The 25,221-nt window shown below is 62.4% G+C and carries 29 protein-coding genes; 10 read left to right on the forward strand and 19 right to left on the reverse strand.

The genetic code is table 11. From position 1 onward, the window contains the following. Positions 1-7 precede the first annotated feature (7 nt). Positions 8-427, forward strand: coding sequence for a GNAT family N-acetyltransferase (locus ATY76_RS26675; protein WP_088677649.1), 420 nt, complete (start codon positions 8-10; stop codon positions 425-427). Between the two features lie 12 nt (positions 428-439). On the opposite strand, the gene ATY76_RS26680 is transcribed toward ATY76_RS26675, so the two are convergent. Beyond that, positions 440-1,456, reverse strand: coding sequence for a DUF2125 domain-containing protein (locus ATY76_RS26680; protein WP_088677650.1), 1,017 nt, complete (start codon positions 1,454-1,456; stop codon positions 440-442). A gap of 49 nt (positions 1,457-1,505) precedes the next feature. Between ATY76_RS26680 and ATY76_RS26685 the strand changes: the two genes are divergently transcribed. Beyond that, positions 1,506-2,036, forward strand: a complete 531-nt coding sequence (locus tag ATY76_RS26685; protein ID WP_088677651.1) for a gamma-glutamylcyclotransferase — start codon at positions 1,506-1,508, stop codon at positions 2,034-2,036. Positions 2,037-2,252: 216 nt separating this feature from the next. On the opposite strand, the gene ATY76_RS26690 is transcribed toward ATY76_RS26685, so the two are convergent. The 4 genes from ATY76_RS26690 to ftsE all read right to left on the reverse strand — a co-directional run bounded on the left by ATY76_RS26690 (position 2,253) and on the right by ftsE (position 5,587). Next, on the reverse strand, positions 2,253-3,050 hold the full coding sequence (locus ATY76_RS26690; RefSeq protein ID WP_088677652.1) for a 1-acyl-sn-glycerol-3-phosphate acyltransferase: 798 nt from the start codon (positions 3,048-3,050) through the stop codon (positions 2,253-2,255). 87 nt (positions 3,051-3,137) lie between these two features. Beyond that, positions 3,138-3,854: a YdcF family protein gene (locus ATY76_RS26695; protein WP_190233741.1), complete on the reverse strand. Its 717-nt coding sequence runs from the start codon at positions 3,852-3,854 to the stop codon at positions 3,138-3,140. A 67-nt stretch (positions 3,855-3,921) separates the two neighbouring features. Further along, positions 3,922-4,935 (reverse strand): ABC transporter permease, encoded by a 1,014-nt coding sequence (locus ATY76_RS26700; RefSeq protein ID WP_088677653.1) that lies wholly within the window; start codon positions 4,933-4,935, stop codon positions 3,922-3,924. Then, a complete protein-coding gene (ftsE, locus tag ATY76_RS26705; protein WP_088677654.1) occupies positions 4,928-5,587 on the reverse strand; it encodes a cell division ATP-binding protein FtsE in 660 nt (219 codons plus the stop codon). Before ftsE ends, ATY76_RS26700 begins: the two co-directional genes overlap by 8 nt. Before the next feature lie 205 nt (positions 5,588-5,792). Between ftsE and ATY76_RS26710 the strand changes: the two genes are divergently transcribed. From ATY76_RS26710 to ATY76_RS26720, 3 genes are all read left to right on the forward strand, one after another. Further along, positions 5,793-6,443, forward strand: a complete 651-nt coding sequence (locus ATY76_RS26710) for a hypothetical protein (protein ID WP_088677725.1) — start codon at positions 5,793-5,795, stop codon at positions 6,441-6,443. Between the two features lie 133 nt (positions 6,444-6,576). Next, positions 6,577-7,119 (forward strand): hypoxanthine phosphoribosyltransferase, encoded by a 543-nt coding sequence (gene hpt, locus ATY76_RS26715; protein WP_038691597.1) that lies wholly within the window; start codon positions 6,577-6,579, stop codon positions 7,117-7,119. A 169-nt stretch (positions 7,120-7,288) separates the two neighbouring features. After that, complete coding sequence (locus ATY76_RS26720; protein WP_010028815.1) at positions 7,289-7,648, forward strand: response regulator; 360 nt, start codon at positions 7,289-7,291, stop codon at positions 7,646-7,648. A 103-nt stretch (positions 7,649-7,751) separates the two neighbouring features. On the opposite strand, the gene ATY76_RS26725 is transcribed toward ATY76_RS26720, so the two are convergent. The 4 genes from ATY76_RS26725 to argH form a co-directional block, all read right to left on the reverse strand. Next, a complete protein-coding gene (locus tag ATY76_RS26725; RefSeq protein WP_088677726.1) occupies positions 7,752-10,403 on the reverse strand; it encodes a TIGR02302 family protein in 2,652 nt (883 codons plus the stop codon). A 166-nt stretch (positions 10,404-10,569) separates the two neighbouring features. After that, positions 10,570-11,838 (reverse strand): diaminopimelate decarboxylase, encoded by a 1,269-nt coding sequence (gene lysA, locus ATY76_RS26730; protein ID WP_088677655.1) that lies wholly within the window; start codon positions 11,836-11,838, stop codon positions 10,570-10,572. 12 nt (positions 11,839-11,850) lie between these two features. Further along, positions 11,851-12,045, reverse strand: coding sequence for a lipoprotein (locus ATY76_RS26735; protein ID WP_003582619.1), 195 nt, complete (start codon positions 12,043-12,045; stop codon positions 11,851-11,853). A 154-nt stretch (positions 12,046-12,199) separates the two neighbouring features. Beyond that, positions 12,200-13,603 carry an argininosuccinate lyase gene (gene argH, locus ATY76_RS26740; RefSeq protein WP_088677656.1) on the reverse strand — a complete coding sequence of 468 codons (1,404 nt, stop codon included), beginning with the start codon at positions 13,601-13,603 and terminating at the stop codon, positions 12,200-12,202. Between the two features lie 26 nt (positions 13,604-13,629). On the opposite strand from argH, the gene ATY76_RS26745 reads away from it, so the two are divergent. Next, positions 13,630-14,292 (forward strand): TlpA disulfide reductase family protein, encoded by a 663-nt coding sequence (locus ATY76_RS26745; RefSeq protein WP_088677657.1) that lies wholly within the window; start codon positions 13,630-13,632, stop codon positions 14,290-14,292. Between the two features lie 211 nt (positions 14,293-14,503). On the opposite strand, the gene ATY76_RS26750 is transcribed toward ATY76_RS26745, so the two are convergent. The 7 genes from ATY76_RS26750 to ATY76_RS26785 all read right to left on the reverse strand — a co-directional run bounded on the left by ATY76_RS26750 (position 14,504) and on the right by ATY76_RS26785 (position 20,273). Continuing rightward, positions 14,504-15,385: a 3-hydroxybutyryl-CoA dehydrogenase gene (locus tag ATY76_RS26750; protein WP_088677658.1), complete on the reverse strand. Its 882-nt coding sequence runs from the start codon at positions 15,383-15,385 to the stop codon at positions 14,504-14,506. 137 nt (positions 15,386-15,522) lie between these two features. After that, positions 15,523-16,452 carry an electron transfer flavoprotein subunit alpha/FixB family protein gene (locus ATY76_RS26755; protein ID WP_088677659.1) on the reverse strand — a complete coding sequence of 310 codons (930 nt, stop codon included), beginning with the start codon at positions 16,450-16,452 and terminating at the stop codon, positions 15,523-15,525. A 25-nt stretch (positions 16,453-16,477) separates the two neighbouring features. Then, a complete protein-coding gene (locus tag ATY76_RS26760; RefSeq protein WP_088677660.1) occupies positions 16,478-17,227 on the reverse strand; it encodes an electron transfer flavoprotein subunit beta/FixA family protein in 750 nt (249 codons plus the stop codon). A 185-nt stretch (positions 17,228-17,412) separates the two neighbouring features. Next, on the reverse strand, positions 17,413-18,198 hold the full coding sequence (locus ATY76_RS26765) for a rhomboid family intramembrane serine protease (RefSeq protein ID WP_088677661.1): 786 nt from the start codon (positions 18,196-18,198) through the stop codon (positions 17,413-17,415). Between the two features lie 36 nt (positions 18,199-18,234). Beyond that, positions 18,235-18,813, reverse strand: a complete 579-nt coding sequence (locus ATY76_RS26770) for a cob(I)yrinic acid a,c-diamide adenosyltransferase (RefSeq protein ID WP_088677662.1) — start codon at positions 18,811-18,813, stop codon at positions 18,235-18,237. Positions 18,814-19,221: 408 nt separating this feature from the next. Then, positions 19,222-19,425, reverse strand: coding sequence for a twin transmembrane helix small protein (locus ATY76_RS26780; RefSeq protein WP_088677727.1), 204 nt, complete (start codon positions 19,423-19,425; stop codon positions 19,222-19,224). 14 nt (positions 19,426-19,439) lie between these two features. Further along, complete coding sequence (locus ATY76_RS26785) at positions 19,440-20,273, reverse strand: SDR family oxidoreductase (protein WP_088677664.1); 834 nt, start codon at positions 20,271-20,273, stop codon at positions 19,440-19,442. A gap of 76 nt (positions 20,274-20,349) precedes the next feature. Here ATY76_RS26785 and ATY76_RS26790 point away from each other — a divergent pair, with 76 nt between their 5' ends. After that, positions 20,350-21,273: a YihY/virulence factor BrkB family protein gene (locus ATY76_RS26790; RefSeq protein WP_088677665.1), complete on the forward strand. Its 924-nt coding sequence runs from the start codon at positions 20,350-20,352 to the stop codon at positions 21,271-21,273. Here ATY76_RS26790 and gluQRS read toward each other — a convergent pair. After that, on the reverse strand, positions 21,238-22,119 hold the full coding sequence (gluQRS, locus tag ATY76_RS26795; protein WP_088677666.1) for a tRNA glutamyl-Q(34) synthetase GluQRS: 882 nt from the start codon (positions 22,117-22,119) through the stop codon (positions 21,238-21,240). The genes ATY76_RS26790 and gluQRS overlap by 36 nt on opposite strands. On the opposite strand from gluQRS, the gene ATY76_RS26800 reads away from it, so the two are divergent. Further along, entirely contained in the window at positions 22,118-22,810 is a 693-nt protein-coding gene (locus ATY76_RS26800) for a DNA-3-methyladenine glycosylase (RefSeq protein WP_088677667.1), read from the forward strand. The two genes, gluQRS and ATY76_RS26800, sit on opposite strands and share 2 nt — an antisense overlap. A gap of 111 nt (positions 22,811-22,921) precedes the next feature. Next, complete coding sequence (locus tag ATY76_RS26805; protein WP_004671754.1) at positions 22,922-23,479, forward strand: HNH endonuclease; 558 nt, start codon at positions 22,922-22,924, stop codon at positions 23,477-23,479. A gap of 10 nt (positions 23,480-23,489) precedes the next feature. On the opposite strand, the gene ATY76_RS26810 is transcribed toward ATY76_RS26805, so the two are convergent. Together ATY76_RS26810 and ATY76_RS26815 are read right to left on the reverse strand one after the other, a co-directional pair. Next, positions 23,490-24,005, reverse strand: a complete 516-nt coding sequence (locus ATY76_RS26810) for a disulfide bond formation protein B (RefSeq protein ID WP_088677668.1) — start codon at positions 24,003-24,005, stop codon at positions 23,490-23,492. Between the two features lie 125 nt (positions 24,006-24,130). Continuing rightward, positions 24,131-24,721, reverse strand: coding sequence for a YqaA family protein (locus ATY76_RS26815; RefSeq protein WP_088677669.1), 591 nt, complete (start codon positions 24,719-24,721; stop codon positions 24,131-24,133). A gap of 200 nt (positions 24,722-24,921) precedes the next feature. Here ATY76_RS26815 and ATY76_RS26820 point away from each other — a divergent pair, with 200 nt between their 5' ends. Next, positions 24,922-25,209: a hypothetical protein gene (locus ATY76_RS26820; protein WP_245310086.1), complete on the forward strand. Its 288-nt coding sequence runs from the start codon at positions 24,922-24,924 to the stop codon at positions 25,207-25,209. The last annotated feature ends 12 nt before the right edge of the window (positions 25,210-25,221 follow it).

Consider the following 25,221-nt stretch of genomic DNA (forward strand, 5'->3'; position numbering starts at 1 on the left):
CCGCGCGATGGTGGAGGTGGCGAGCGCGAGCCAGGCGGATATCGATTGGCTGGTGCGCGAAGATGCCAATGCGGGCAAGGCATGGATATCGCGATGCGTGGCGCTCGGCGAATATCTCGTGGCCAGGGAGGCCGGCGAGATCGTCGGCTTCCTGCGCTTCTCCCGTTTCTGGGGCAGGGTTCCCTATATGGAAATGATCCGCATCCAGCCTGCCTATCGCCGGTTGGGTGTCGGCACGGCGCTGTTTCTTGCCTGGGAAGAGGCGATGCGGGTCGAGGGCGCCCGCATGCTGATGACGTCGAGCGAATGCGACGAGAGCCGGCCTCAGGACTGGCATCGCCGCAACGGATTTACCGAAACCGGCGCCATCGAGCTGCCCGGTCTGCAATCGGTGCCCGAGGTTTTCTTCATCAAGCACATCGGCTGAAAGCGGAGCCTGTCAGATCGGCGGTATCCGGCCAAGCGGGATGAAGCCGCTGACGGTGGCGTTGCCATGATCGACGACGAGATCGACCGAGACCTTGTCCTTGCCGCCGGCAAGCGACTGCAGGAGCTTCGTCGCCGTGTTAACGGTCGATGCAATGTCGGGGAAGGCCTGTTTCAGGCTATCGCCCCAGGGCCCGAGCTGTTCGATCTCCAGCTTGAATTTTCCGGAGAGAAAACCCTGTTCATCAAAGGAGAAGGGGCCACTGAGCGTCATCACCTTGCCGTCGCCGATATTGGCGACGATGCGGCGCAGCTCGCCGGCGGAGCCGTTGAGGCCGTTCGGATCGCTGCCGTCGATCAGCCCGGCCTTGCCGGCGACGGTGAGATCGATGCTGGCGGAGAGTTTCGGGAAGATCTGCGGCCAGTCCTTGATCGCGGTGTTTGCATTCTCCACGGAGATCGCTCCGTCGAGATCGGCTCCGTTCTGGCGCAGATGAATTTCGGTGCGGGCCGCATCGAAGTTGACGGTCTGGCCGGTGAACGAGGAAACCGCCGTCGCCTTCAGGCCCTCGATGACCGTCGAGCTGCGGTCGATGCCTTTCAGCCTGGTTGCGAGGCTCGCCTGGAGGTTCGTCCATTGCGCCGAGATCGTCAGGCCGTTTGTCGTGCGGATTTCGGCCGGCGAATCGAGTTCCCAGACGATATTGCCGGGCGCATAGACTTGGGCTGCCGAGCGCAGTGCGCCGAAGGTCGCGGAGACGCCGTTGACATTATCGTCGACATCGACCTTGGAGCAGAACAAGCCGATGCGGAAGGGATAGCCGCGGAATTCGATATCGGCGCATTCGCCGCTGACGCCCGCCTGGTCGCGCGGCGCTATCGCTTGCAGCACCGTCGTCTTCAGCGCCGATGCGGCATAAAACCAGCCGCCGGTATAAATCGCGATCGCCAGGAGAATGGCGCCGCCCAGCAACCAGAATTTCTTGCTACTGCCAGATTCGCCGCTGCCGGATCGGCTTGACGCTGCCATGATGTTCTCCAATGGTGAATCGCAAAGTGATTCCGGTCTGGCGTGCGATATGGACGAATTTTGGGTGTTTGGCTACGGCTCGCTGATGTGGAATCCGGGCTTCGAGTTCCTGGAACGGGCAGAAGCTCTGGTGCATGGTTACAGGCGTTCACTTTGCGTGCGCTCCTTCGTCCATCGCGGCACGCGCGACAATCCGGGCCTCGTTCTCGGCCTCGACAGGGGCGGCGCCTGCCGTGGCATGGCATTCCGCATTGCGCCCGAGAAATGGGACGAGGTGATCGATTATCTGCGCGCCCGCGAGCTCGTCACCAACGTCTATCTGGAACGCCGGGTGCGATTGCAGTTTGCCGGCGGCCGCAGGGTGGAGGCGGTGACCTACATTGCCGATCGCGGCCATGAGCAATATGCCGGTACGCTCGACGCGCTTGCGGCGGCGCGGGTGGTGAACGAGGCCAAGGGGCAATCCGGCCCGAACGATGCCTATGTCTTCAATACGCTTGCTCATCTGAAGCAGATGGGCATCCGGGACCATTGGCTGGAGCAGGTCGTCGACGAAGTGGAGCGGCTGCGCGCCGCCTAGAGCATGTCGCGATCTCTCAGATTCGCTTCCCGCGCTTTAGGTCTTTATTTTCTCGCATGTCGTTATCGCAAAACCGCAGCACACTTTTGCGCAACATGCTTTAGAACAGGATGATTTTAGGCCCGTTGGTCCAAAATCTGAATCCTGTTCTAAATTAAAGAGTTAGAGCATGATGTCGTCCGAAAACCGGTTACACTTTTCGGCATCATGCTCTAGTCACGCCGTGGCGGCGTTCACCTTGCGCAGTTCGGCCAGCCTTTTGACTGCCGTCGGCGGCAAGGGCAGATGCGGATTGCGTTCGACGGTATCGATGAGAAGCTCGTCGCTCGCCCGTTCCGTGACTTCGATCAGGTGGGCGAAGAAGGCGTCCGGATCCATGCCCGGCATGATCGGCGGCAGGATCCTCACCTTGAAATGGCCGGGATAACGGCGGATACTCCGCCGCGGCCAGAAGAGGCCGGGATGCATGGCGATCGGCACCACGGGAATGCCAAGGTCGCGGTACATGCGGGCGATGCCGTATTTATAGACAGGCTCCGCGCCCGGCGGACGGCGGGTGCCCTCGGGATAGATGATGAGCTGGCGGCCGGTGGCAAGCTCTTCCTTCGTGCGTTTCAGCACTTCCACCATCACCTTGCCGCGGGCGCCGCGATCGACCGGGATCATGCGCTGCTTCTTGGCATACCAGCCGAAGAGCGGAATCCACATCAACTCGCGCTTCAGGATGTAGACCGGGTCCTTGAGCCGGGGCAGCAGCGCATAGGTATCCCAGAAGGATTGATGCTTCGGCGCCAGGATGTAGCTGCCGTCTGGCAGGTTCTCCAAGCCTTCGATCTCGAAGGTCGTGCCGACGATGACGCGCATCAGCCAGTGATTGGAGCGCGCCCAGTTTTTCGGGATTTCATAGGCGGTCAGACGCGGCACCAAGAAATAATAGGGCGACAGCACGATCATCCGGATGATGAGGTTGGCATAGAAGATCGTGTTGAAGAGGATGGAACGCAGGGCGATCATGAAATTTTCCCGAGGCATGCTCACGCGACCGGCCTACACGATATTGCCCGTTATAAAAAGCGTTTGATGATGCCCGGATGTAAAACCTCAGTCGGCGGCGGAGACGCTGGCCGAGCGCAGCCCGGTGTGACGGCCGAAGCCGGTGATATTCCGGGCGCCGGCCAGGAGCACCTTCACATATTCGGCGAGCATGACGCGCATCGCGTTCGGATCGGTAAACCAGTTGCGGGTCTTCAAATCCGAATTGACGACGGGATAGGGGATGAACTCGATGTCGGGATCGACATAGGAGAGTTCGGCGAGGCTGCGCGGCATGTGGTAATTGTTGGTGACGACGAGGACGCTTCTGTATCCCCTCGCATGGATCCAGTTGGAGGCTTCTTCGGCATTGCCGATCGTGTCGATGGCGTCGTGGCCGATATCGACGCAGCAGGAGAAAAGATCGGCCGAGCCCTGCGTCATCCTGCGGATCTGCGCCGGCGTCGTCGTCGGGTGGACCCCCGAGATCAGCAGCCGTTTGCCGGCGCCCTTCTGCAGCAATTCCACGGCTTGGTCGATGCGCTGATAGCCGCCGGTCAGCACCACGATCGCATCCGCCTTGGGTTCGGCGGGCGGCTTCAGCGTCGTCACCGAGTCGGCAAAACGCAGGAAGCCGCCGAACACCAGGGCGATCGCCAGCACGCAGGCAAAGCCGCCCCAGCGCAGCAGGCGGCGGATGGGGCCGCGCCGCGGCGGCAGACCAGCCGGGCGCTGAAGCTCCGGGTCCTGCCGAATCGGGTTGCGTGTCGTATGGCCCATGGTCATGAATCGTGATTATACGCTGATTGCGGCGCAGAACAGACGCTGACATGACAAAACGGCATGGTTGCGATCAACTTGCGATGCCGTCAGTCCGCGTCGGGTCCGAACGCAATGTATCGATTTCGTAGATCGTCCGCATGACGGTCAGCCGCGCGGTGAAGGTCGTGAGCAGCGCGATGACGATCATCGTCGCGAAGATGCCGGCATAACCGAGCACACCGACGGAGAAGGTGCCGAAAAGTGCCGTCGCCTGGTCGGTTTCAGGGGTCGCCAGCGTGCGGCTCTGCCAGAAGCCTGCGGTGGCGAAGAAGAGCGCGGCAAGCGCGCTGCCGATCGCTGAGCCCTTGAGGCTGATCTTCAGGAAATGCTTCTGGAATTCGGTGGCGACGAAGGAGCTTTCAGCGCCGACGAAATGCAGCACTTCGACGATGTGGCGGTTGCCCGAGAGCGCGCCGCGCGTGGCGAAGACGACGGTCAGCACCATTGCCGAGAAGACCAGCAGCAGGATGCCGGTGCCGATCAGCACCGTCGTATGCGCCATGGAGACCAGCCGGTCGACCCAGGTGCGGTGGTCGTCGAGGCTCGCCTGCGGGATGCTCTCCTTGAGCAGTCCCCTCATTGCATCGAAATCCGGCGGATTGCTCTCGTCGATGGTGATGACGACGAGGCGGGGAACGGGCAGATCCTTGAGATCGAGACCCGGGCCGAGCCAGGGTTCCAGCAGGCGGGCGGTCGCCGCCTCGTCGACGATCTGGCCGCTCTTGGTGCCGACAAAGGTCAAGGCCAGGTCGCGCGCCTGCGTCAGCGCCTTTTCCATGTCGAGATTGTCGTCCGGCTTGATCTGGATGGTGATCTCGCGGGAAATCTGGCTCTCCCAGCTTGCCGCGGTCGAGCGCACCATGCTGACGCCGCCGAGCGTCAGGCAGGCGAGGAAAGCCATGATCGATATGACCACCATCAGGGCGTTGCCCTGGATGTTGGAAGGCGGCAGGATCGGCGCCGTCGGGCGCACGCGCATTTCCGGCCGTTTCTGCTGGTTTTGCGCCGGCGCCTTGTCTCGGTCTCTGGATGGGGGCTCAGTCATAGATATCGAGGTGCCCTCCCGAAAGGATCATACGGCGGGCTTCCACCTGCTCCATTAGCGCCAGATCGTGAGTGGCGATCACCACGGCGGTGCCGAGCCGGTTCAGCTCGAGGAAAAGATTGAGCAGGCGCCGGGCCATGGGTGGGTCGACATTGCCGGTCGGCTCGTCGGCGAGCAGCACTTCCGGCCGGTCCATCAGCGCCCGGGCGATCGCGGCACGCTGCTTTTCCCCGCCGGAAAGCACGGGCGGCAGGACGTTGATGCGTTCGCCGAGACCGACCCATTTCAGGAGTTCGATGACGTCGGTCTTGTAGGAGCTTTCTTCCTTGCCCCGCACCCGTAAGGGCAAAGCGACATTCTCATAGGTGGTGAGATGGTCAAGCAGGCGGAAATCCTGGAAGACAATGCCGACGCGGCGGCGTAGCAGCGGCAGTTCAGGGCGGGGGATTTCGGAAATGTCGCGCCCGAACATGCGGATCAGGCCGCGCGTCGGCTGCAGCGACATGAAGAGCAGCCTGAGCAGCGACGTCTTGCCGGCGCCCGATGGGCCCGTCAGGAACTGAAAGGATTTCTTCGGAATGTCGAAGGTCAGGTCCCGGAGGATTTCCGGGCCCATGCCATAGCGCAAACCGACATTCTCGAAGTGGATCAACGGGTGCTCAGTCTATTCTTGGTTTCACCGCGCGACTTGTTAACCAACACCGTTAACAGCCGGTAAATTTTGCCGGAAAGACGCCCGTTTGATGGCAATCTTTGCGAAGCATTAACCATTAAAATTTACGACTGAGGAGGATTCGTTTCAATGCCAAGATTTCGACCGGCATCGAAACCATGTGGACATCTGCGAGGCAGCCACCATGGAAGCATCCTCCTTCAGCCGCCGGACACCGGGCCAGGCCTATGATTTCCTGCCGCCGGAACCCGCACGCCGCCAATACCGCACCGCACGCCCTGCCGATATTTCCGACGCCGAGTTCGTCACGGTCGGCAAAGTCCGGCCGAGGGAATTCAACGCAAGGACTTATAACGACAATCGCAGACGCACGGCCGCCGCAGCCGGTACGCAGCCGACGCTTCTACCAATAATGGCTTCGGCTCTGCGGGCGGTGGAATCCTGGCTGCAGCGCGCGTCGCTGCGCAGCTTCGCGGTCTTGGTGCTCGCGCTTGCCGCGCTCGTCTTCGGGCTTGCCGGCGGCTTTTCCGGCCTTTCCGCCGAGGGGGCCGCTTCCGGAGCGCCGCTGCATTTCACCCATGTGACCGTGACGCCGCGTGATGCCAACGGCATGCGCGTGCTTGATATAAACGGCATCATCGAAAACGAAAGCGGCACCACGCAGACGGTGCATCCGATCCGCGCCGATCTCGTGACCGACGAACGGCTGACGGCAAGCATCGTCATCGAACCGCCCGCCGACGTCGTCTATGCCGGCCAAAGCCGGGGTTTCTCGGCCCGCGTCCAGCATGCCGGCGGCAAGATGCCGGAGGTCAGGCTTTCCTTTCTGCCATAGCGCCGCGGGAGGCGTGACGGCCGGCTTACGGCCGCAAGTCTGCATGAATCGCGTTAATTTCATGCCGAGCGAGGCTGTTTCAGGCTCGCATATGTGCTAACGGCTTACCCTTCTTTTCATGGAGCAAGCCCTTATGCCTGTCGTGCGCGGAAAAAACATCGAGCCGCTCTTCACCGCCGAGCAGATCGCCGAGCGCAATCATTCGATGGCGCGGGAGATCGCCAACGGTCCGACCAAGGACCTGCTGGTCATCGCCGTACTCAAGGGCTCCTTCATCTTCGCCGCGGACCTGATCCGCGCCCTGCATGACACCGGGCTTGCCCCGGAGGTCGAGTTCATCACCCTGTCGAGCTACGGCAGCGGCACCGTTTCCCAGGGTGTGCGCATCGTCAAGGATATCGACAGCGACGTGCACGGCCGCGACGTGCTGCTGATCGACGATATCCTTGAATCCGGCCGGACGCTGCTTTTTGCCAAGGAATTGCTCTTCGAGCGCGGCGCACGCAACGTCACGATCGCCGTGCTGCTCGACAAGCGCGTCAAGCGCAAGGAAAAGCTGGAAGCCGATTATGTCGGCTTCGAATGCCCCGATTATTTCGTCGTCGGCTACGGCATGGATGTCGCTTATGCCTTTCGCGAATTGCCCTTCGTCGGCGTGGTTACCGGCGACGCCTGAATTATCGGGAGCACCGCAGCGTCTTCGCACGTCTGAAAAGACGCGTGGCGCTGTGCTGTCGCCCGAGACGGGTTATTAACCATTCCGTCCATCGCTTCGCCATCTTTACCGATCGAAAAGGAAAGTCTGGTGATTTCCGTCGCGGGGCTGAAGACGGAGCAATGCACATATGGCAAGAATTCTGATTACGGAAGACGAGGACTCCCTGCGGTCTTTCGTAGCCCGGGCCTTGCGGCTCGACGGTCACGAGACCGATGAAGCGGCCGACGGCGCCGAAGGGCTGGAGAAGCTGAAGGACGGGGTCTACGATCTGCTGCTGTCGGATATCCGCATGCCCGTGATGGACGGCATCGAGCTCGCTCATCAGGCAAAGGACGCGTTTCCTGCTTTGAAGATCCTGCTGATGACCGGCTATGCCGAACAGCGCGAGCGCGCCGATGACCTCGCGGAAAAGATCATCGACGTCGTCGCCAAACCCTTCGCGCTTCCCGATATACGCAAGGCTGTCGCCCGGGCGCTCGTCGCTTAACGCATTTTCATTTCTCGGAATTCACGCGTAACCCCGAAAATCGTCCAGGATTTTCGGGGTTACGCGCGTCAAAACTTGATATCCTTTGCTTGATGACGCAGGCCTACTGGATATCCAGAAGCCGTTCGAGATATCGCCGCTCCATCTCCTGCGGAGGATTGTTGCCGAGCTTTTCGCGAATCGCGTCGAGGATTTCGCGCGCCCGCTGGACGTCGATTTCGTCGGGCACCTTCACGCCGTCGTCGTCGATATAGCCCTTGCTCATGCGTGGCCGTCCAAGCGGGTCGCGGCCGTTCTGATCGCCCTGGCCGACCTGCCCGTTCGGGCCCTGTCCCTGCTGGCCCCGCTGCGCCTGCATCATCTGGTTCATCATGTCGCGGGCGCCCTGGCGAAGGGCTTCCAGCGCGCGGCCCTGGTTTTCGACGGCCGTGTCGCCGCGGCCCTGGCCGAGCTCGCGGCCGGCGCCGTCCATCTCGCGTTGGGCCTGGCCGAAGCCCGGGCCGGGCTTCATGCCCATTTCGCCGAGTTTCTTCTGCAATTCGCCTAGCTGCTTGCCGAGCGCATCCTGCTGGGCGCGCAGCTGTTTCAGCGCCTCCCTCAGCTGCTCGGCCGTCATCTGGTCGGAAGGCTGCTGGCCCTCGCCTTGCTGACCTTGCTGCTGGTCCTGCGGCTCGCCGTTCTCGCCCGGTGTCATCTGGTCGAGGAGCGGGTCGTTCTCGCCCATATCGGATTCGCCGCGCTGCATGCGATCCTTGAGCTGCTGATCAAGGCGGAAGGTCTCTTCCATCAGCTTCTGCTGATCGCGCAGGATCTCGCCGAGCTTGTCGATCTGCTTGCGGGCTTCGCTGTTTTCCTGGCCCTGCTGACCCCGCTGCGGGCGGCCGGCCTGCAGGTTGTTCATCATGCGCTGCAATTCGGAGAGCATCTGCTGGGCCGCGTCGCGATTGCCGGAGCGGGCGAGATTCTCGATCTGGTCCATCATCCGTTCCAGATCCTGCTGGCGCAGGATATTCTGCGCATTCTGGTTCGGCTGCATTGGGGCGTTCTGCATGCGCTGGGCAAGCTCGGTCATGTAATCCTGCATCGCCTTGCGCAGCTCGTCCATCAGCTTCTTGATCTCCTCGTCGGACGCGTTGCGGTTCAAGGCATCGGCAAGCTTCTGCTGGGCCTCGCGCAGCTTGCGTTCGGCCAGCGAAAGATCACCATCCTCCATACCAAGCGCGATTTCCCAGAGATATTGAGCCGTATCCTTCAGCGCATCCTCGGTTTTTGCGAGCTTCATGCGGGCCAAGGCGGATTCCAGCAGCAGATAATTGGTGAGCTTGGGAATGGTCTCCTCAGGGCGAATGGTCAGCGCCTCGTTCAGCGCGATTGCCTGCGGCATCTTGCGCGTGTCGAGCGCGAAGACCTGTCGTTCCTCTGCAACGGCCGCGGCAAGTGGCTCGTTAAAGGGCCGCGAGGGCAGGATCATCTCATGCGGCGGGCTGCGGCCGGTCTGGCCGGCGGCATCCTTGGCGACGAGGGTGATGCGCACGCGCTTGCCGGCAAGCGGATGTTCGGTCAGGTTTCGGCTGGTCACGCCCTTGGCGTCGCGGGCGTTGCGGCGGGGGATATCCAGCCGGTATTCCGGCAGCGGGTAGAGCGGCGTCGCCGTCGGATCGGCTTCGACCGGCACGATTTCCGCATGGGCCTCCTGAACGCCGTAATCGTCCTTGACGGTGAAGCCGATTTCGAGCGCGCCGTTGACGCTCGGCTTCGGCATGCCGTCGAAGGCAATTTCCGGCGCCTTGTCGGGCAGTACGTCGAAGCTCCAACGGCGGCCATTAACCTCGAGCGCGCCGTTTTCCTCGAGCTTCATCACATGCGTCTGCGCGACGAGGGCATTGTTGGCCGGTGCGCCGGTCGCCGGCTGCTCCACGGCGGGCGCCGCTGCCTGCGGCGGCTTTGTGTCCGCCTGCACGGGGATATCTCGCGCCTCGCCGTTCGCCCTGCGGAAAACAACTTTTTCGGCCGTCTTTCCGCCGCTGACGCGCACGGTGAGGCCCGAAAATTGCGGAATGCCGATCGCCGCCTGCTCGCTGCCGTCGGCTGTGAGATAAACCGGCGCACGGCCGGTATAGGAGGGCGGCGTCACCCAGGCGTCGATGCGCACCGCCGGATCGACCGTCACCTGTTCGGGGGCCGCCTGCAGGGCGTCGCCCACCGAGCCGCCGTTGATCGACAGTGAATAGCCGAAGGCCGTGACGACAAGCAGTGCCGGAATGGCGCGAAGGGCGAAGCGGTCATGCGCGGCGATATCGGGTCTCGGCATGCCGGCATCGAGGGCCACGATCTTCTCGGCCATGCGTGCCTGGTGCTCGCGCCAAAGCGCCCGGGCGAAGGGCGTATCGAAGGCCGGATCGTCTTCCTGGACGGTGACCGGCTGGTGCGGCAGGCCGTTGCGCTCTTCCAGCATGCGGTCCGCTTCGGCGACCCTCGGCCAGCGCATATTGCGGAAGGGGACGAGCGAGACGAGGAAAGCGGCGGCGAAAGCGATCAGCAGCAGGATGCGCATCCAGTCCGGCACGCTGCGGAAGAGGCCGAACCAGGAGGCGGAGAGATAAAAAGCGATGACCGAAAGGGCCGGCATCAGCGGCGGCAGCAGTTGCTCGAAGAAGAGCACGATGCGCGCCAGCAGGCGCTTCGTCGTTACCAGCCGGGCAAGCGAGGGGCGGAGCGCGAATGCACCTTTCTTCTGCCTCGTAGGGCTTGTCATCGGTCCGGTCTCCGCGATCTGGCGTTCTGATACAGAGGGCGCTTCCGGCGATTGCGGGGCAATACGCTCATGATTGACAAGGATAACACTCTTTGTGGCGAAGGCGAGGGCGAGCGGCCGGTAATACCGGCTTTTCACGTTTGTTCGCCAAAAAGTGATGGCCTTGTCAGTCGAGCCAGGCCGGAACCGAATCGAGACCGATCAGTTCGGCGTAGGTTCTGCGCGGGCGAATCGTATGGAAATCGCTGCCCTTGACCAGAACTTCGGGCACCAGCAGGCGGCTGTTATAGGTGCCTGCCTGCACCGCGCCATAGGCGCCGGCGGTGCTGACGGCGATCAGATCGCCGGGCTTCGGCATCGCCATTTCACGGTCGAGCGCCAGATAATCGCCGGTTTCGCAGACGGGGCCGACGACGTCGGCGCGGATGCGCGGTGCATTGGCCGCCGAGATCGTGACCGGACGGATCTCGTGATAGGCCTCATAGAGGGTCGGGCGAATGAGATCGTTCATCGCGCCGTCGACGATGACGAAGGTCTTCTCGCCGCCGTCCTTCACATAGAGGACCTCGGTCACGAGGATGCCGGCATTGCCGACGATCAGGCGGCCGGGCTCGGTGATGATCTTGCAGTTGAGGCCGCGCAGCTGGTTCTTGACGATCGCCGCATAGGCATCGGGCAGCGGCGGCGGGTTGTTGTCGTCCTTGTAGGGGACGCCGAGGCCGCCGCCGATATCGACGTGGTGGATGGTGTGGCCATCGGCGCGCAGCGTCGCGACGAGGTCGCTGAGCAGCTTGAAGGCGTCATCGAAGGGCTGCAGCTCGGTGATCTGGCTGCCGATATGCATGTCGATGCCGGTGACTTCGATGCCCGGCAGCTTGGCGGCATGGGCATAGATGGCGCGGGCGCGTTCCCAGGAGATGCCGAACTTGTTTTCCTTCTTGCCGGTCGAGATCTTCGAATGCGTCTTCGCGTCGACATCCGGGTTGATGCGGAACGAGACCGGCGCTTTCTTGCCCGCGCTGACGGCGCGCTGGTTGAGGATCTCGAGCTCGGGTTCGGATTCGACGTTGAAGCAGTAGATGCCGGCCTCAAGGGCGAAATCCATCTCCTGCGGCGTCTTGCCGACGCCGGAAAACATGATGCGGCCCGCAGGAATGCCGGCGGCAAGCGCGCGGCGCAGCTCGCCTTCCGAGACGACGTCGATGCCGGCGCCGAGGCGGCCCAGCGTCTTCAGCACCGCCTGGTTCGAATTCGCCTTCATCGCGTAGCAGACCATGGAGTCGACATCGGCGAAGGCTTCGGAGAAGACGCGGTAATGGCGCTCCAGCGTCGCGGTGGAATAGACGTAGAAGGGTGTGCCGACCGCCTTGGCGATCTCGGGAACGGGGACGTTCTCGGCGTGAAGGATGCCGTCGCGGTAATCAAAATGGTTCACGGGATGTGCGCCTTAAAGAAGAGGATCAAGAAGGAAGGGCTTGTCGACAGTGCCCGGCTGTTTCGTCGGTTTCGAAACGTCGCCTTCCTTCGTTGCCGCAGCACTCGGCGGATCGAGGTCGCCTTTGCGTCCGCATCCGGCAACGGCAAGGCCGATGACGGCGAGCACCGCCGTCAGGCGGATGAGGTGCGGCAAGCTCTTCTGCATGGATATCCTCTTATACGAGATATGGCGGACATCACTCATTTCGAATGATGGGGATCTTCATAGCGAAGTTTATCCGCCTTGTGCACCCTGATTGTTGGACGGTCCTGCCGGCCTTGCGGGAGGGGCGAGGCGCGCTCGCCCCGCCCGACATTTCTCAGTTGCGGGCGCGCCAGAAGGCGATCTGCTTGCGCACCTCGGAAGGCGCCGTGCCGCCGAAGCTCTTGCGGCTGGCGACGGATGCTTCCACCGTCAATACGTCATAGACCTTGTCGGTGATCGCGGAATGGATCGCCTGCAGGTCGGGCAGCGGCAGTTCGGCCAGGTCGCAGCCCTTGCTTTCGGCCAGCGCCACGGCGCGGCCGGTGACGTGATGGGCATCGCGGAAGGGCAGGCCCGCTTCGCGCACCAGCCAATCGGCAAGGTCGGTCGCCGTCGAGAAGCCGGAGCCGGCGGCAGCCTTCATGCGCGCGGTGTTGACGGTCATGTCGCGCACCATGCCGGTCATGGCGGCGATTGCCAGCTCCAGGCTCTCGGCCGCGTCGAAGACCTGTTCCTTGTCTTCCTGCATGTCCTTGGAATAGGCGAGCGGCAGGCCCTTCATGATTGTCAGCAGCGCGATCAGCGAGCCGTTGATGCGGCCGGTCTTGGCGCGCACCAGTTCAGCCGCATCAGGGTTCTTCTTCTGCGGCATGATCGAGGAGCCGGTCGAGAAGGCGTCGGAGAGACGCACGAAACCGAACTGCGGCGTCGACCAGATGACGATCTCTTCCGCCAGGCGCGACAGGTGCATGCCTGCAATCGCGGCGATCGACAGGAACTCGATGGCGAAGTCGCGGTCGGAGACCGTGTCGATGGAGTTGCGGGTCGGCTCGCGGAAGCCCAGAGCCCTGGCCGTCATATGGCGGTCGATCGGATAGCCGGTGCCGGCAAGGGCGGCAGCGCCGATCGGGCTTTCGTCCAGGTGCTCGATGGCGTGGCGTACACGCGAGCGGTCGCGCCCGAACATTTCGACATAGGCCATGCAGTGATGGCCGAAAGTGACCGGCTGGGCGGTCTGCAGGTGGGTGAAGCCAGGCATGACGCTTTCGGCATGTTCCTCGGCGCGGTCGAGGAAGGCGGCGATCAGGCCGGTGAGCATCCGCTCGGTTTTCTGCAGCTCTTCCTTCACCCAGAGGCGGAAGTCGAGCGCCACCTGGTCGTTGCGCGAGCGGGCGGTGTGCAGCCGGCCGGCCGCCGGTCCGATCAGCGTCGCCAGGCGCGCCTCGATGTTCATGTGGATGTCTTCGAGCCGGCGCGAGAATTCGAAATTGCCGCTTTCGATTTCTGACAGGATCGTGTTTAGCCCGTGAACGATCTTGTCCTTATCGTCCGACGAAATGATCCCCTGATGGGCGAGCATCGTCGCGTGGGCGACGGAACCGCGGATATCCTGTGCGAATAGCTTCTTGTCGAAACCGATCGAGGCATTTATCTCCTCCATGATCGCGTCCGGGCCGGAGGCGAAGCGCCCACCCCACATCTGGTTGGAGGATTTGGTGTCCGTGTTGCTCTCGGCCATGGAAGATGCCCGTCCTGGAGAATGAAATGACGACGAAAAAACCCTTCGGCCTACCGTCCGTAAAACTGATCGCAATCGCCGCCGTCGCAGGCGTCGTTGCGGGCGCGGCAGCGGTATACGTGAAGGAGACGGGGATTGGCAATGGCATCGGCAGTAGCGCTTCGGCCGAATGCCCGCTGGCGAAGGAGCGCGCCGCCAATCTGACGCCGCTGATGAAGGGGCAGGTTGCCGCCATGGTGGCGGCCAACGAGCCGCGCAAGCTGACGGCGGTATCCTTCAACGGCCCCGACGGCAAACCGATGACGCTCGATCATTTCGCAGGCAAGACCATGCTTCTCAATCTCTGGGCCACTTGGTGCGTGCCCTGCCGCGAGGAGATGCCGGCCTTGAACGCGCTGGAAAAGGAGATGGGAGGCGACAAGTTCCAGGTCGTGCCGGTCAACATCGACACCGGCGACGACGAGAAGCCCAAGACTTTCCTGAACGAAATCGGCGTCGATGCGCTGCAGCTTTATCGCGACAACACGATCGGGGTGTTCAACAGCCTGAAGAAGGAAGGTCTTGCCTTCGGCCTGCCGGTGACGCTGCTGCTCGACGACAAGGGTTGCCTGATATCCGCCATGAACGGTCCGGCCGCCTGGGACAGCGAGGACGCCAAGGCTTTGATCAAGGGCGCGATCGGCTCGTAAGGATATTGCTCAATCGCCGTCTCCTCTGATGAGGAAAACGCCCGCAATTCCGATAAGGACGCAGCATTGCAGCAGGAACATGGGTGTTTCGGTCGACATGGCGTTTCCTCCCGTTCCCGGCAAGGAAAGCATGTCACGGGCGTTCGGTCCACTCGCCCTTTCTAGTGATAATCCAAGCGCATCGCGATCTTTCAGAGTCGCTGCCCGCGCTTTAGCGGGTCGGGACCGGCACTTCACCGCGATAGTCGTAGAAGCCGCGGCCGGACTTGCGTCCGAGCCAGCCGGCTTCGACATATTTCACCAGCAGCGGACAGGGACGGTATTTCGAGTCCGCCAGGCCGTCATGCAGCACCTGCATGATCGAGAGGCAGGTGTCAAGCCCGATGAAATCGGCAAGCTGGAGCGGTCCCATCGGGTGGTTGGCGCCGAGTTTCATCGCCGTATCGATGGCATCGACCGTGCCGACGCCTTCGTAAAGCGTATAGATCGCCTCGTTGATCATCGGCAGCAGGATGCGGTTGACGATGAAGGCCGGGAAGTCTTCGGCGACGGTGACCGTCTTTTCCAGCGAGGCGACGAATTCCTTGGCTGCGCTAAAGGTCTTTTCGTCAGTGGCGATGCCGCGCACCAGCTCGACCAGCTTCATGACCGGAACCGGGTTCATGAAATGTATGCCCATGAAGCGTTCGGCGCGGTCGGTGGCGGCTGCCAGCCGGGTGATGGAAAGGGAAGATGTGTTGGTGGCGAGCAGCGCCTCCGGCTTCAGCACCGGGCAGACCTGCGTATAGATCTTGCGCTTGACGCTTTCGTCCTCGGTGGCGGCCTCGATGACGAGATCGGAGGGAGCGAGATCGTTGACATCGGAGGAGCCGCTGATGCGCGCCAGCGTCGCCTTGCGCTCCTCGTCAGTCATTTTGCCGTTCGTCACCAGCCGGGCGAGGTTGCCGTTTATGGTGGCGAGGCCGGATTCGATGCGGTCCTGGGAGAGATCATAGATGTGAACCCTGTAACCTGCGGCGGCCGAAACATGCGCGATGCCGCAACCCATCTGGCCGGCACCGATGATACCAATATTCTTCAACACCGCACTCATCTCCAAACCCCCGCTCGGCAATCGCCCCCGCGTTGCCGATTATTTTAGCATTACTGCCGGACGAAAGATCGCCCGGCAGCAGATAAAAGACAATTTTCCTGTCATTCGCAAGTGCGAAAGAAAAGCATGGAGCCCGCTCAGAGCGCCTTTTGCAATTCCGGCAGTGCGTCGAAGAGATCGGCGACGAGGCCGTAGTCGGCGACCTGGAAGATCGGCGCCTCCTCGTCCTTGTTGATGGCGACGATCACTTTCGAATCCTTCATGCCGGCCAGATGCTGGATGGCGCCTGAGATGCCGGCGGCAATGTAGAGATCAGGGGCGACCACCTTGCCGGTCTGGCCGACCTGCCAGTCGTTCGGGGCATAACCGGCATCGACGGCCGCACGGCTGGCGCCGACGGCGGCCCCCAGCTTGTCGGCAACCGGCAGGATGACCTCCTTGAACTTCTCCGCCGAGCCCAAGGCCCGGCCGCCTGAGATGATGATCTTCGCAGACGTCAGTTCCGGACGTTCCGAGGCCGACAAAGCATCGGAGACGAACCGCGACAGACCCGGATCGGAGATGGCCGGGATCGCCTCGACAGCGGCGGAGCCACCTTCAGCCGCCGAAGCGAACGAGGCGGTGCGCACGGTGATCACCTTTTTGGCATCGCTGGCCTGCACCGTCTGGATGGCGTTGCCGGCATAGATCGGTCGCTTGAAGGTGTCGGGGCTGACGACCTCGATGATCTCCGAGACCTGGGCGACGTCGAGCAGGGCGGCCACCCGCGGCAGCACGGTCTTGCCGACCGAGGTGGCGGCAGACAGGATCGTGTCGTAGGAACCGGCGAGCGAGACGATCAGATCGGCCAGCGGCTCGGCCAGATTGTTGGCAAGCGCGTCGCTTTCGGCGAGCAGCACCTTGGCCACACCGGAGAGTTTCGCCGCCTGATCGGCGGCGGCCTTGGCGGCCTTGCCGGCGACGAGGATGTGCACGTCGCCGCCGATCTGGGTTGCTGCCGTCAGCGCCTTGGCGGTCTGGTCGGAGAGATGATTGCCGTCATGGTCGGCCAGAAGAAGAATGGTCATGATAGTTGCTCCTGTTCCTGCCCGATTACAGCACGCCGGCTTCGTTCTTCAGTCTGTCGACCAGTTCGGCGACGCTCTTGACCTTGACGCCCGCCTTGCGGCCACTCGGCTCCTCGGTCTTCAAGACCTTCAGCCGCGGCGTCGTGGAGACGCCGAAATCAGCCGGGCTCTTCTTGTCGAGCGGCTTCTTCTTCGCCTTCATGATGTTCGGCAGCGAGGCGTAACGCGGCTCGTTCAGGCGCAGGTCGGTGGTGACGACCGCCGGCAGCTTGATCTCGATCGTCTGCAGGCCGCCATCAACCTCGCGGGTGACGGTGGCTTTGCCGTCAGCGATCTCGATCTTCGAGGCGAAGGTCGCCTGGGCCGAACCAAGCAGCGCCGCCAGCATCTGGCCGGTCTGGTTGGAATCGTCGTCGATCGCCTGCTTGCCGGTGATGATCAGGCCTGGCTTTTCAGCATCGGCAACCGCCTTGAGGATCTTGGCGACGGCGAGCGGCTCGACCTGATCGTCGGTCTCGACCAGGATCGCCCGGTCGGCGCCCATGGCGAGCGCGGTCCTCAGCGTCTCCTCGGCCTTGGCCGGGCCGATCGACACGACCACCACTTCCTCGGCCTTGCCGGCCTCCTTCAGCCGCAGCGCCTCTTCCACCGAGATCTCGTCGAACGGGTTCATCGACATCTTCACATTGGCAAGCTCGACACCCGTGCCATCCGGCTTCACCCGGATCTTCACGTTGTAGTCGACAACCCGTTTGACTGGGACGAGAATCTTCATGGGGTCCTTCCTTCAAGAGAGAACTGGCTTCAGCGAGCTGTAGGGAAAATGCGCGCTCGGGCGCCGCTCCGATTGTCGAATGGCGACATGGATACGCGTTTTTCCTCCAAATTCAACGGTTCCATGACGCCGACAGACAATTTGCCGGCAATATATGGACGTTTACGTTCACGTCAATATCGCAGTTAGCGACGGCCCCAGGGAAAGCGCTGTACCGTGCGCCCATCCGGGCCGGCAGCGACAGTCGGACCGGTTGCGGGCTCATTTCTCACGGCGCGGGGCGTCACGATCTGCCGGTCGAAGAGTGGCACCCCGGGCCGGCGCATGACGAGGATCAGAAGAGCGCCGGCAAGGATGCCGCCGACATGGGCGCCCCAGGAAACATCGCCGCCGGAAGCGATGACCAGCATGAGGAATTGCTGGCCAATCCATAAAAGTAGCGGGATGAAGGCCGGCAGCGGCAAGGGCACGCGGAAGAAGACCAGCACCCAGACCCTGACGCGCGGATGCAGCATGACATAGGCGGCAACGACGCCGGAGATCGCCCCCGATGCGCCGACCAGCGGCGCTTCCGACGTGGTGCCCAGCAGGCCGTGGCAGAGCGCGCCGGCGGCGGCGCAGGCGAGGTAGAAGATAAGGAAGCGTAGATGCCCCATCGCGTCCTCGACATTGTCGCCGAAGACCCAGAGGAAGATCATGTTGGAAGCCAGATGCCAGAAGCCGGAATGGACGAAGGCATAGGTGAGATAGGTCAGCGGCTCCGGCACGATTTCGAGGCCCTGCGCCAGCACCGCATGGCCGAAGGCGATTGCCGGGATGTAACCGAGCCCGACCGTCGTCGCCTGGGCAGCCTGTTCGCTTTCCAGGGCAGTCAGAAGCCAGACCGCGACATTCAGCGCGATCAATGAGAGCGTCACCCACTGAACCTTGATGTGTTTGAGCGTATTGGCATCGTGAAATGGTATGAACATGCAGGCGCCCCCCGGCGATCGTGATCGGGGGCGAGCCTATCTGTTTTTTCCCGGAACCCAAAGCACATCCGCGCGGCCATGATCATTGGCATGACGCGCGGCGACGAAGAGGAAGTCGGAGAGGCGATTGACGTATTTCATCGCAGACGCACCGACGATCTCGCCCTCGGTGCGGGCAAGCGCCACCATCAGACGCTCGGCGCGGCGAGCAATCGTGCGGGCAAGATGCAGATGCGCGGCGGCCGGGTTTCCGCCCGGCAGGATGAAGGATTTCAACGGCTCCAGACCGGCATTCAGCCGGTCGATATCCCGCTCGATGCGATCGACCTGCGTCTCGACGATCCGCAGGGGCTCATAGGCCGGCGGCTCACCGGTATCGGGCGTGGCGAGATCGGCGCCGAGATCGAAGAGATCGTTCTGGATCAGCATCAGCATGGCGTCGAGATCGGGCAGGTCGGCCGTGTGCAGCCGCGCGAGCCCGATCGCGGAATTGGCCTCATCGATGGTGCCGTAGGCCTCGACGCGCAGGTCGTCCTTCGTGCGGCGCGGGCCGGAAACCAGGCCGGTCGTGCCGTCATCGCCTGTTTTGGTGTAGATCTTGTTGAGTTTCACCATGCAGCACCGCCGATCCAGGGGAGGGCTGTCGCGTGTCCCCAACCTCCGACATGCTCGGGCTTGACCCGAGCATCCGCACCGTATCCGTCAGTGGTTAGGAGGATGGATCCTCGGGGCAAGCCCGAGGATGACGGAGGGTTTGGTTGGTCTTCTCGCCAAACTCGCCCCGGCATAATGACGCATACCGCGTCGGGGCGCTTCCTCAAGCCGGCGCTTGTCTCGCTTCCCTCATTTCTGTGCTCGTCACAGGAATCCAGTGCGCCCAAGTCTTTGGGCGCGGAATACGTTTTCAATGGCAGGCAGCGGTCATTCACGGCGCGGACGCGCCGTGGCTGGATTCCTGTGACAAGCACAGGAATGAGGGAGGATCTATTTGCGCGTATCATCAAATCCCCGCTCCATGCTTTCTCAAGTCGGACGGCCGCCGCCGGTCAGCCAGAGCGTCAGCATGATCAGGATGACGGCAATCGCCTGCAACAGGACGCGCAACTGCATCAGCTTGTTGGAAAGGTTGGCGTCGCCGCCCTTCATCATGTTGAAGAGGCCGCGGATCAGGACGAGGGCGACGACGCCCATGACGATGATCGCGAGGATATAGGTGACCGTGGACATGGCATTCAGCTTTCTCAGTCCGTCCATCGCATGAGGCGGTAGAAAAGGTCTGCCGGAAGCAGCCTCTTCAGGACCATGCCCTGTTTAGCCGGAGTCGTTACAGGATAATGTGGCCTTGGGTTTTTCGAGTTCAATGCGTGTTTCAATACCGAATAGACCGCATCCGGGCCAAGTTTGTGGCGGTTGGGCGGTCCCGCTCCTTCGAGCCTCGCCAACTGCCTGGCATAATCGGGCGCGTGCGGCGAGTTTACGAGGTCGATATGCTCCTTGATCTTGGCGAGCGCATTGGCGGTAAAGCGCGTCGTGATCGGTCCCGGCTCGATCAGGCTCACATGGATGCCGCTGCCCTGCAGCTCCATGCGCAGCGTGATGCTGAGGCCTTCGAGTGCAAATTTCGAGGCGGTGTAGGCGCCGCGGTAGCGATAGGGAACGATGCCGAGGATGGACGAGCATTGCACGATCCGCCCCTCGCCGCGCCTGCGCATCGCCGGGATAACCTGGCGCGTCAGCTCATGCCAACCGAAGAAGTTCGCCTCGAATTGGGCGCGCAGCGCCGAAGTCGAAAGGTCCTCGACGGCGCCCGGCTGACCGTAGGCGCCATTGTTGAAAAGTGCGTCGATGCGGCCGCCGCTGCGGTCGAGCACCGTGCCGACCAGTTCGAAGATCGTCTCGGTCCTGGCATAATCCATCAGAAAGGCTTCGATGCCGTCGGCTTCCAGGTCCGAGAGATCCTCCGCCTTGCGCACCGTTGCGAAGACGCGCCAGCCATCGGATTTCAGCGCCCGCGCGCAGTAAGCGCCGATGCCGGACGAACATCCGGTCACGACGATGGTGCGCTCTGCCGCCATGGAATGATTCCTGTACAAAATGGGACTCGTTTCCCATATTCGGCCAGATGATACAATCTGGAAAGCCGGAGACGGAATGCGGAAGGTGCTGCGCACGACTTATGACGTGGTCTATGACGCGATCTGTCACATGGTCGAGGACGACGGCTTTGCCATGGCGAGCCATGTGGCGCTCTCGAGCCTGCTTGCGGTTTTCCCCTTCCTGATCTTCGGCACCGCGCTTGCAAGCTTCCTCGGCGCCGATCAGTTTTCCTCCACCGCCATCCATCTTATCTTCGACACCTGGCCCGAAGCGATCGCCAAGCCGCTCGCCGATCAGGTGCTGCAGGTGCTGACCATTCCGCGCGGCGGGCTGCTGACGATCTCGGTGCTGGCGGCTGCCTATTTCGCCTCGAACGGCGTCGAGGCGCTGCGCATCTCGCTCAACCGCGCCTACCGGGTGCAGGAGACGCGGCCGTGGTATTTCACCCGGCTCGCCAGCCTCGGCTATGTGCTGATCGCGGTCATCATCTTCGCGGCGATCAGCATTCTCCTCGTCGCCCTACCGCTCGCCCTCGATTATGCGCGCGGCTGGTTTCCACTGTTTGCCGACACGCTCGACATCGTCTTCAGCTGGCGCGTCTACGGCACGCTCGTCGTGCTGACCGTCGGGCTGCTCGTGGTGCATCTCTGGCTACCGTCCGGCAAGCGGCGCGTTTTCGACGTCATCCCCGGCGTGCTGCTAACGCTGCTTCTGTGGCTCGCCGGCGCGCTGATCTTTGCCTATTATCTCGCGACCTTCGCCAACTATACGGCGACCTATGCCGGTCTCGCCTCGGTGATGATCGTGCTAATCTTTCTCTATATGGTCGGCGTCATCTTCATCATCGGCGCGGAGATCAACGCGGCGCTGATCAAGTTCCGCGTCTTCCGGATGTTCTCGCATACGCTCTCGATCGTCGGCAGAGAGCGCGTCGAAAGGCGGTCAGAGCCCGACAAGGCGGCGAATGTCGGCCCCTGACAGGCCCTGGGCGCGCAATTCGCCAAGCCCGCTGTCACCCTCGCTTTTCGAAAGCTTGCGGCCGTCTTCGTCGAGGATGAGGCGATGATGGTGATAGAGGGGCTGTGGCAGGTCGAGCAGCAGCTGCAGCAGCCGGTGCACCGATGTCGCATGGAAAAGGTCGAGCCCGCGCACGACATGGGTGACGCCCTGCAGCGCATCGTCGATGACCACGGAAAGATGATAGCTCGACGGGGCGTCGGAGCGCGACAGGATGACATCGCCCCAGACCCCGGGCTCGGCGGCGATTTCGCCGGTCCTGCCGTCGCCGGTCTCCGTCCAGAACAGGAGTTCGCCGATGAGGTCGAGCGCCTTGCGCATATCGAGCCGCCAGGCATGTTTCTTTCCCGAGGCGAGAATGTCTCGCCATTCGGTCTCAGGGCGCTCGCGGTCGATCGCCGGATAATGCGGGGTGCCGTCCGGATCGCGCGGCCAGGCTTGCCCCGCCGCCTCATAGGCAGCGACGCGCGCCTTCACTTCGCCGCGCGTCAGGAAGGCGGGATAGACCAGTCCGCGTTCGATCAGCGCGTGCAGCGCCGCCTGATATTCTGGAAAGTGCTCCGACTGGCGCCGCACGGGGCTTTCCCAGCGGATATCGAGCCAATCGAGATCCCTGAAGATTCCGGCCTCGAATTCCGGCGTGCAGCGTGCCTGGTCGATATCCTCGATGCGCAGCAGGAGGCGGCCGTGTTCGGCCTCAGCCATATCGCGGTTCAACAGCGCCGACAGGGCATGGCCGAGATGCAGCGGTCCGTTGGGACTCGGGGCAAAGCGAAAGACGGGCTTTTGACGCTCACTCGTGGTCATGCTTTCTTCTGCCATGGATTCGCGTTTGGAACCACTGCGAGGCGATGTGCAGATCATCCGCAATGAAGACGATGTCAGGCAAGGCTTGAAAGCGTTGCTTCGTATCGATCCGCGCCTTGCGTCGATCGCCGAGGATGCAGGCCCGCTTCCGCTGCGGCTGCGCGAGCCCGGATTTGCCGGCCTTGCCCATATCATCGTCTCGCAAATGGTGTCGCGCGCCAGCGCCGAGGCGATCTGGCGGCGCATGCTGCCGGCGGACGGTCTCCTGACTGCCGACGGTTACGTGCTGCTTCACCCCGAGGCCTGGCGGGAATTCGGCCTGTCCCGCGCCAAGGCCGAAACGCTGTCGCGGATCGCCGAGGCCGTTGCCGCCGGCCGCCTCGATCTTTCCGGGCTATGCCTCAAGCCGCCAGGCGAAGCGCTTGCCGAGCTCACTGCCTTGAAAGGTGTCGGCCCGTGGACGGCCGAGGTCTATCTGATGTTTTGCGGCGGCCATGCCGATGTCTTTCCGGCAGGCGATGTCGCGCTGCAGAATGCCGTCGGCACGGGTTTGCGGCTTGCGGCCCGGCCGCAGGCAAAGGCGCTGGCTCGCCTGGCGGAAGCCTGGTCGCCATGGCGTTCGGTCGCGGCCCGGCTTTTCTGGGCCTATTACGCCGCGAAAATGCGCCGCGACATGGTGCCGGTCGGCTGATCGGCAACACTCTTCAAATTGCCTTTATCCTCTGAATTTATTGGACTTCACAATCCTGTAACAACCGGCCTAATATACAGGTGCAGATGCCGAATCGATCAGGAGAGTCCCTTGACGATTGCAGTCTCCCCGCAGGCCCTGCCGGCGCTCGTTCTGAACGCTGACTACCGGCCGCTGAGTTATTACCCCTTGTCGCTGTGGTCCTGGCAGGACGCGATCAAGGCGGTATTTCTCGACCGTGTGAATATCATCGCAGAATATGAACATTCGGTTTCATCACCGAGCTTTTCGATGCGGCTCCCGAGTGTCGTGTGCCTGAAGACCTATGTTCAGCCGTCCCGCAATCCCGCTTTCACCCGGTTCAACGTCTTCCTGCGCGACCGGTTCGAATGCCAGTATTGCGGCGCCCATGACGACCTGACCTTCGATCACGTCATCCCGCGTGCCCATGGCGGCGAGACGACCTGGGAGAACGTCGTGGCGGCCTGCTCGCCCTGCAATTTGCGCAAGGGCAGCAAGCTTCCCAAGCAGGCGGGCATGTTTCCGGCGCAGAAGCCCTACCAGCCGACGGTGCAGGATCTGCACAATAACGGCCGGCTGTTTCCGCCGAACTACCTGCATGACAGCTGGCTCGACTATCTCTATTGGGATACCGAACTGCAGCCCTGACAGACCCTGGTCACGCGGCCTTGCGGACGCCGACAAAGGCGAAGGCCGCGAGCAGAATTCCTGCGATCACGTTCCAGCCTGCGAAAGACAGGCCGAGCACTCTCAGCGCCGCATCGGTGCAGGAGGGGCCCTTGATCGTATTGAGCTCGGTGAGCAGATCGCCGGCATTGCCTGTCATGCTGTTTGCCGTCGTCGAGCAGGTGGCCGGCCCCGGCCAGAAATGCCATTCGACGCCGGCGTGATAGACGCCCATGCCCGCGGTGACCAGCATCAGGATGCCGGCTGCGAGAATGAGGGCGCGGGTGATCCAGTTCGGCAGGCCGACCATTGCGGAGATGGTGCCGAGCAGGGCGATCGGGATAGCATAATAATAGGGCTGGCGCTGCAACAGGCAGAGCGCGCAGGGAATATAGCCGCCGATGTACTGGAAGCCGAGGGCGCCGCCGACCACCGCCGCCATGCCGATCGCGAGCACTATGGAATAGATAAAGCCCGGACGGGCGAGCGGCGAGGCGGTGACAGTCATGGCGGAACTCCGCAGGTTTGGCTTAGGGCAATTCCAGCAAAAGTGTGAAGCGGTTTTGCGTCCGGAATTGCGTAAAATTAGAGAGATAGAGCATCTTCGTCATTCTAAGAAAAAACGAAACTGCTCTAGTGAGCAAAAGAGCGGTAGCCGACATAGAGCAAGATCACCGCACCGGCACCGATGCCAACGATTTGGCCGAGGCGCTTCTCGATGAAGTCACGGATCGACTCGCCGTAGCGGCGCAGCAGCCAGGCGAGGAAGAGAAAACGCGCGCCGCGTGCAATAATCGCCGAAACGATGAAAAGCCCCAGATTGACGTTGATGACGCCGGACAGGATCGTCACGATCTTGATCGGCGGCAGATGCGCAAGACCTGATGTGACAAGAAGCAGCAGGATCCACTCGTATGTGACGTAGGCCTTCATCTGCTCGAAGGCATCGAGCTTGCCGTAGAATTCGAGAACCGGCCGCGCCACCGCCTCATAAGCGTAATGACCGAGCGCCCATCCGGCGATGCCGCCGAGCACGGAGGCGACAGTCGCAACCAGCGCGTAGCGATAGGAGCGTTCCGGCTTGGCGAGCGCCATCGGCAGGAAAAGCACATCGGCGGGCACGAGAAAGACGGAGCTTTCGACGAAGGCGATGACGGCGAGCCAGACTTCGGCCGATTTGCGTGCGGCCAGAGACATGGTCCAGTCGTAAAGTCTGCGGAGCATTCCATTCCCTTCCTGTTGCGGTGCAAAAAGCTTTAGGGGCCATGCGCGGCACTGTAAATGCTCGCCCGTGTCCTTCGCGCCACCGTCGTTTAAAAATTTCGTGAACCGTGGCGTCGGCGCGTCTCCCAAGATTTCATGAGATTGCGAATCGGCCATTCTGCGGCAAGCTGTTTCGAATGGACGCGCAGGATGGCGAGAGAATGTTCAAAGTGATCGAAGGCGGCCGTGGGCAGGCCGTGCAAATGGAAGTCCGGGCCGAGGGCAATTTCGGACCGAGCCGGGACGATGTACGCCGGGAGGCCGCGCGGCGGCTCAGCGAAAGCGGCTATCACGTTTCCCGCGTCCGGGAATTTGCCACCGGCGCGCAGATGCCGGTGGCGCTCAGATACCTGTCGCTGCAGCTCGATTTCGTCGCCGACGCGCTGTCGCGGCTCGATCCCATCCCCGTTGATTTTCGTTCCGACGCCTATTGGCCGGTCTCTTCCTGAGCGGACGATATG

The sequence above is a fragment of the Rhizobium sp. R339 genome (assembly GCF_002211395.1).
Lineage (GTDB): Bacteria > Pseudomonadota > Alphaproteobacteria > Rhizobiales > Rhizobiaceae > Rhizobium.